This window comes from Streptomyces sp. NPDC059455 (assembly GCF_042750115.1).
GTDB lineage: Bacteria > Actinomycetota > Actinomycetes > Streptomycetales > Streptomycetaceae > Streptomyces > Streptomyces endocoffeicus.
On the sequence record NZ_JBHYVB010000338.1, the window covers coordinates 1 to 8,075 of the forward strand.

General features: G+C 70.9%; 1 protein-coding gene. It reads right to left on the minus strand.

Features of this window, described 5'->3' with window-relative positions; translation table 11 throughout:
* On the minus strand, positions 1–8,039 hold an 8,039-nt coding region (locus ACFXB5_RS51350; RefSeq protein ID WP_385222441.1), incomplete at its 3' end, for an amino acid adenylation domain-containing protein.
* Positions 8,040–8,075: the final 36 nt, after the last annotated feature.

Here is an 8,075-nt window from a genome sequence, read left to right on the forward strand (position 1 = left end):
CCCACCAACCCCCGCGCCGTACCCTCATCAAACAAATCCACCGCAAACAACAACGCCCCACCCAACCCCGCCGGCGCCCCCACACCATCACGGTGCTCGATCAGCGTCAGCGACAGATCGAAGCGGGCCACGGGGTCCGCGGTCGACGGCAGCGTGTCGACCTCCAGACCGGGCAGCTCCCACTTCTCCGGCGCGGCGCTCTGGAGCGCCAGCATGACCTGGAACAGCGGGTTGCGCGCCAGCGACCGCTCCGGGCTCAGCACATCCACCAGCCGCTCGAACGGCACGTCCTGATGGGCGTACGCGGCCAGATCGGTCTCCCGCACCCGCGCCAGCACCTCGCTGAACGTCGGGTCGGCGCTGACGTCCGTCCGCAAGACCAGCGTGTTGACGAAGAACCCGGCCAGGGCGTCCATGGCCTCGTCGCCACGCCCTGCGATCGCGGTGCCGATGGGAATGTCCGTGCCCGCGCCCAGCCGGGCCAGCAGCACGGCCAGTGCGGCCTGGGCGACCATGAACATGGTGGCGTTGCCCTGCTGTGCGACCGCCACCAGCCGGTCATGGGTCTCGGCGTCCAACCGCATGGGCACCGTGCCGCCCCGGAAGGAGGACGTGGGCGGGCGCGGCCGGTCGGTCGGCAGCGTCAGCTCCTGAGGGGCGTCGGCCAGGGCCGCGCGCCAGTAGTCCAACTGGCCGCTGATCACGCTGTCCGGGTCCTCGAGGTCGCCCAGCACCTCGCGCTGCCACAGCGCGTAGTCCGCGTACTGCACCGGCAGCGGCTCCCACCCCGGCGCGCCACCCGCCCGACGGGCGGCGTACGCCACGCCGATGTCCCGCGCCAGCACGCCCATCGACCAGCCGTCCACCGCGATGTGGTGCGCCACGATGAGCAGCACGTACTCCATGGGCCCGGTCACCAACAGCCGGATGCGCCACGGTAGATCGGCGCTCAGCTCGAAGCCACGCCCGGATTGCGCCGCGAGTGTCGCACCGAGTTCGTCCGGTGTGGTCTCCACGACGATCAGCGGCGGCCGGCCCGCGTCGCCCTCCAGCACCTGCTGCCGGGGCTCGCCGTCCGTCTCGGGGAAGAGCGTGCGCAGGCTCTCGTGCCGGTCGGCGACATCGCCCAGCGCGGCCTCCAGAGCGGCGGTGTCCAGGTCTCCCGATATCCGTAGCGCCAGCGGCAGGTTGTAGCCCGCGCCTTCGCCGACGCCTTCGAGCCGGTTGAGGAACCACATCCGCTGCTGGGCGTACGAGAGCGGCAGCACCTCCGGCCTCGGCCGCGGCGTCAGCGCGGTCCGGGTGGTGCCGTCCTCACGGGCGTCGAGCAGTCGGGCGACCCCGGCCGCCGTCGGCGCCGTGAACAGCTTGCCGATCCCGATGTCGGCGTCCAGCACCGACCGGATTCGGGCGAGCAGCCGCATGGCGAGCAGAGAATCGCCGCCCCGCTCGAAGAACGAGTCCTCCGCGCCGACCCGCTCCAGGCCCAGCACCTCGGCGAAGAGCCCGCAGAGGATCTCCTCGGTCGGCGTCGCCGGGCCCCGGCCGGAGGTGGTACCGGTGAAGTCGGGGGCGGGGAGGGCGGCGCGATCCAGCTTGCCGTTGGCGGTGACGGGGAGGGTGTCCAGGGGGACCAGGGTGGCCGGGACCATGTACTCGGGCAATCGCTCGGCCACGTACTCCCGCAGCCCGGTCAGATCACTCTCGCTGTCGCCGTTGGGTACGACGTAGGCAACGAGGCGCTTGTCGCCCTGCCGGTCCTCGCGAACGATGACCGCGACCTGGCCCACACTCTCGTGCGCGGCGAGGACGGCCTCGATCTCACCCGGTTCCACCCGGAAGCCACGGATCTTCACCTGCTCATCCGCCCGACCCGCGAACACCAACTCGCCATCGGCCGTCCACCGCACCAGGTCGCCGGTGCGATACATCCGCCCACCCGTGAACGGGCACGCTACGAAGCGCTCCGCCGACAGCCCCGGCCGACCGAGATAGCCGTGAGCGAGCCCGGAACCCGCGAGATACAGCTCGCCCCTGACGCCCGGGGGCACGGGGTTGAGGTATTCGTCGAGGACGAATGCCTTGGTGTTGTCGCGCGGCCGACCGATCGGCAACACCGCCGGAGCCTCGGCCTCAGGAGCAACCGCGTACGTCGTGGCACACAGGGTGGTCTCGGTGGGACCGTACAAGTGCCGGATCTCGATCCCCGGGCAAGCGGCCTTGACCTGAGCCACCGCACCAGCAGGCACCACATCGCCACCCGTCAGCACCTCCGCCAGACCCGACAGACACTCCGGCGACTCCTCCGCCAGCACACCGAACAACCCAGCCGTCACATGCACAGCCGTCAGCCCATACGCCTTCACCAAACCCGCCAACACCGCCGCATCCACCCGACCCGGCGGCGCCACCACCACCTGCCCGCCACTCACCAGCGGCACCCACACCTCAAAGACCGCCACATCAAACGCATGCGGCGCATGCATCAACACCCGACCCCGCGCCGCCGCACTCCAACACCCATCCACCACCAACGCGGCCACCGCACCATGACTGACCGCCACACCCTTCGGCACACCCGTCGAACCAGACGTGAACATCACATACGCCACGTCCTCCCCCGAAACCACCACCTCCGGCGCGCTCTCCGCCCCCTCGAACAGCTCATCCACCACCACCGCACCCGGCACCCCAAGACCCCGATCCGCCACCACCAACCCCACCTGCCCCAACACCAACCCCCGCCGCGCCACCGGCCACCCCACATCCACCGGCACAAACCCAGCCCCCCCCCGCACCACACCCAGCCACACCGCCACCAACTCCACCGACCGCTCCATCACCACACCCACCAGATCACCACGCCCCACACCCCGCACAGCCAAAGCACCCGCCACCCGATCCGCACGCTCCGCCAACTCCCCGTACGACCACTCCCGGCCGTCCGCCCCCACCACAGCCACCGCACCCGGCGCCTCCGCCACCCGCGCCGCGAACAACTCCACCAAAGACACCCCCGACACCGAACGCCCAGTGGCATTCCACTCCCCCACCACCCGCGAACGCTCACCCTCCCCCAACACACCAATCCCACTGACCCGCACCCCAGGATCCGCCGCCACCTGCTCCAACACCCGCACCAACCGCCCCGCCAACAACCGCACCGTGCCCTCGTCAAACAGATCAGTCGCATACAACAGCCCGCCCACGAGCCCGGCCGGATCGCCTTCGCTGTCGCGCCGTTCGGCCAGGGTCAGCGACAGGTCGAACTTCGCGGTGGACTCCTGCGAGGTGGCCTCCAGCGGCCCGACCCGCAGCCCGGACAGATTCCACCGGCCCTGGGACGCGGGCAGGTTCTGGAGGACGAGTGTGATCTGGAAGAGCGGGTTTCGGGAGAGCGACCGGGTCGGGTTGAGATCCTCGACCAGCCGCTCGAACGGCACATCCTGATGCGCGTACGCCGCCAGATCGGCCTCCCGCACCCGGGCCAGCAGCTCATCGAAGCCCGGGTCGGCGCTCAGGTCGGTGCGCAGGACCAGCGTGTTGACGAAGAAACCGGCCAGCCCATCCAGCGCCGCGTCACCGCGACCCGCGGTCGCCGTACCGACGGGGATGTCCGTACCCGCACCCATCCGCGACAGCAGAACCCCCAACGCCGCGTGCACGACCATGAACATCGTCGCCCGGCCGCGTCGCGCCAGCTCCACCAGCCGGGCATGGGTCTCCGCGTCCACCTCCACCGGCAGGGTTCGCCCGCGGAACGTCGGCGTGGCCGGTCGGGGCCGGTCGGTCGGCAGGTCCAGCTCCTCCGGTGCGCCGGCGAGCGCCCGCCGCCAGTAGTCCAGCTGTCCACTGATCACACTCTGCGGATCGCCGAGGTCGCCCAGCACCTCGCGCTGCCAGAGCGCGTAGTCCGCGTACTGCACGGGCAGCGGCTCCCAGACCGGGAGTCGGCCCTGGTGGCGGGCGGTGTAGGCGGTCTCCAGGTCCTGCGCGAGTACGCCCATCGACCAGCCGTCCACCGCGATGTGGTGCGCCACGATCAGCAGGATGTAGTCCGTGGGGCCGGTCCTGAGCAGCCGGATCCGCCAGGGCAGATCGACGCTGACATCGAAGCCACGGCCCACGTGAGCCGTAAGGGTGTCGGCGATCTGGTCCTCGGTGGTGTCCACCACGACCAGCGGCGGCCTGCCCGCGGCGCCTTCGAGCACCTGCTGACGCGGGACGCCTTCGCTCGCCGGGTAGATCGTGCGCAGGCTCTCATGCCGGTCGGCGACATCGCCCAGCGCGGCCTCCAGCGCCGCGAGGTCCAGTTCGCCGGACATCCGCAGGGCCAGGGGCAGGTTGTACGCCGCGCCTTCGCCCGCGCCTTCGAGCTGGTTGAGGAACCACATCCGCTGCTGCTCGAAAGACAGCGGCAACACCTCCGGCCGGGGCCGCGACGTCAGCGCGGCGTGCGTCTGGCCGGTTGCCGCGTCCACCAGCCGGGCCACGCCGGCGGCCGAGGAGGCCGCGAAGAGCTCCCCGATGGTGAGCTCCGCCCCCAGGACGGCGCGGATGCGGGCGATGAGCCGCATCGCGAGCAGGGAGTCACCGCCCAGCTCGAAGAAGGATGCCTCCGCGTCCACCCAGTCCAGCCCGAGCACCTCGCCGAAGACCCCTGCGACGATCTCCTCGACCGGGGTGGCGGGGCCGCGCCCGGTGGCGCCGCCGAACTCGGGGGCGGGGAGGGCGGCACGGTCCAGCTTGCCGTTGGCGGTGACGGGGAGGGTGTCAATGGCCATCACGGTCGCCGGGACCATGTACTCGGGCAGCCGCTCGGCCACGTACTCCCGCAGCCCGGTCAGACCGCTCTCGCCATGCCCGTTGCCGTTACGTACGACGTAGGCAACGAGGCGCTTGTCGCCCTGCCGGTCCTCGCGAACGATGACCGCGACCTGGCCCACACTCTCGTGCGCGGCGAGGACGGCTTCGATCTCACCCGGTTCCACCCGGAAACCACGGATCTTCACCTGCTCATCCGCCCGACCCGCGAACACCAACTCACCGTCAGCCGTCCATCGCGCGAGGTCGCCCGTGCGATACATACGTGCACCCGGCTCGGCGAAGGGCGCCGCGACGAAGCGCTCGGACGTGAGGCGAGGGTGTCCCGTGTACCCACGGGCGAGTCCGGCTCCGGCGAGATAGAGCTCGCCCCTCACCCCGACGGGTACGGGCTTCAGGTATTCGTCGAGGACGAACGCCTTGGTGTTGTCGCGCGGCCGACCGATCGGCAACACCGCCGGAGCCTCGGCCTCAGGAGCAACCGCGTACGTCGTGGCACACAGGGTGGTCTCGGTGGGACCGTACAAGTGCCGGATCTCGATCCCCGGGCAAGCGGCCTTGACCTGAGCCACCGCACCAGCAGGCACCACATCGCCACCCGTCAGCACCTCCGCCAGACCCGACAGACACTCCGGCGACTCCTCCGCCAGCACACCGAACAACCCAGCCGTCACATGCACAGCCGTCAGCCCATACGCCTTCACCAAACCCGCCAACACCGCCGCATCCACCCGACCCGGCGGCGCCACCACCACCTGCCCGCCACTCACCAGCGGCACCCACACCTCAAAGACCGCCACATCAACCGCATGCGGCGCATGCATCAACAACCGACGCCGCGCCGCCGCACTCCAACACCCATCCACCACCAACGCGGCCACCGCACCATGACTGACCGCCACACCCTTCGGCACACCCGTCGAACCAGACGTGAACATCACATACGCCACGTCCTCCCCCGAAACCACCACCTCCGGCGCGCTCTCCGCCCCCTCGAACACCTCAACCACCACCACCCCACCCCGCACCCCAACACCCCGATCCGCCACCACCAACCCCACCTGCCCCAACACCAACCCCCGCCGCGCCACCGGCCACCCCACATCCACCGGCACAAACCCAGCCCCCACCCTCACCACACCCAGCCACACCGCCACCAACTCCACCGACCGCTCCATCACCACACCCACCAGATCACCACGCCCCACACCCCGCACAGCCAAAGCACCCGCCACCCGATCCGCACGCTCCGCCAACTCCCCGTACGACCACTCCCGGCCGTCCGCCCCCACCACAGCCACCGCACCCGGCGCCTCCGCCACCCGCGCCGCGAACAACACCACCAAAGACACCCCCGACACCGAACGCCCAGTGGCATTCCACTCCCCCACCACCCGCGAACGCTCACCCTCCCCCAACACACCAATCCCACTGACCCGCACCCCAGGATCCGCCGCCACCTGCTCCAACACCCGCACCAACCGCCCCGCCAACAACCGCACCGTGCCCTCGTCAAACAGATCAGTCGCGTAGAGCAGCGAGCCCATCAGCCCCGTCGGCGCGCCCTCCTGGTCGCGGCGCTCGGCCACCGTCGCCGACAGATCGAACCGAGCCGCCGGAGCGGCGGCCGGGAGGCCGCTCACCTCCAGCCCGGCCAGCTCCCACGGCCGACGGCCCTGCGGCAGTTTATGCATGGTGAGCGACACCTGGAAGAGCGGGTGCCGGCCCCGCGACCGGGTGGGGTTGAGATCCTCGACCAGCCGCTCGAACGGCACGTCCTGATGCGCGTACGCCGCCAGATCGGCCTCCCGCACCCGGGCGAGCAGTTCGGTGACCGACGGGTCGCCGCTCAGGTCGGTGCGCAGCACCAGGGTGTTGATGAAGAACCCGGCCAGCCCGTCCAGCGCCGCGTCACCACGGCCCGCCGTCGCCGTACCGATGGGGATGTCCGTACCCGCACCCATCCGCGACAGCACAACCGCCAGCGCCGTGTGCATCACCATGAACATCGTCGCCCGGCCGCGCTGGGCGAGCTCCACCAGCCGGGCGTGGGTCTCCGCGTTCACCTCGAACGGCGTTTCGCCGCCGGTGAAAGAGGACACCGCGGGTCGGGGCCGGTCGGTCGGCAGGTCCAGCTCCTGCGGGACACCGGAGAGCGTCTGTCGCCAGTAGTCCAGTTGCCCGCTGATCACACTCTGCGGATCGCCGAGGTCGCCCAGCACCTCGCGCTGCCACAGGGCGTAGTCCCCATACTGCACCGGCAGGGGGTTCCATCCGGGCAGCCGGCCCGCGCGCCGGGCCGCGTAGGCGGTACCGATGTCGCCCGCGAGGATGCCCATCGACCAGCCGTCGGCGGCGATGTGGTGGACGGCGCCCATGAGGACGTATTCGGCCGGTCCGGTCACCAAGAGGCTTACGCGCCAGGGCAGTTCGGTGCGGACATCGAACGGCTGGTTCGCGTACGCCCCGAGCTGCGCGGACACCTCGTCCGCGGCGGTGTGCACCACCGTCAGCGAGGGTCGGCCCGCCGCACCGTGCAGAATCTGCTGGCGGGGGACGCCCGAGGTCTCCGGGAAGATCGTACGCAGGCTCTCGTGCCGGTCGGCGACATCGCCGAGGGCGGCTTCCAGCGCGGGGATGTCGAGGTCGCCGGAGAGCCGCAGGGCCAGGGGGAGGTTGTACGCGGCTCCCTCGCCGGTGGTTTCGAGCCGGTTCAGGAACCACATCCGCTGCTGCTCGAACGACAGCGGCAACACCTCGGGCCGCGACCGCGCCATCAGCGGCGCCCGGGACTCGCCGCCGAGTTCGCCCACCAGTTGGGCGACGCCGGCGACGGTGGGGATGGCGAACAGATCGCCGATGCTGACCTCGGCGTCGAGGACGGCGCGGATCCGGGCGATGAGCCGCATCGCGAGCAGGGAGTCACCGCCCAGCTCGAAGAAGGAGGCATCGGCACCGACCCACTCCAGGCCGAGGACCTCGCCGTAGAGGCTGCTGAGGATCTCTTCGGTGGGAGTGGCCGGGCCGCGCCCCTCGGCGACGTCCGTGAAGTCGGGGGCGGGGAGGGCGGCGCGGTCCAGCTTGCCGTTGACGGTGACCGGGAGGGCGTCCAGGGCGACGACGGCGGCGGGGACCATGTGGTCCGGCAGCCGCTCCGCCACGTACTCCCGCAGCCCCGCAGTATCCACATCCCCGTCAGGGACGACGTATGCCACGAGCCGTCGGTCCCCGGGGCGGTCCTCCCGTACGAC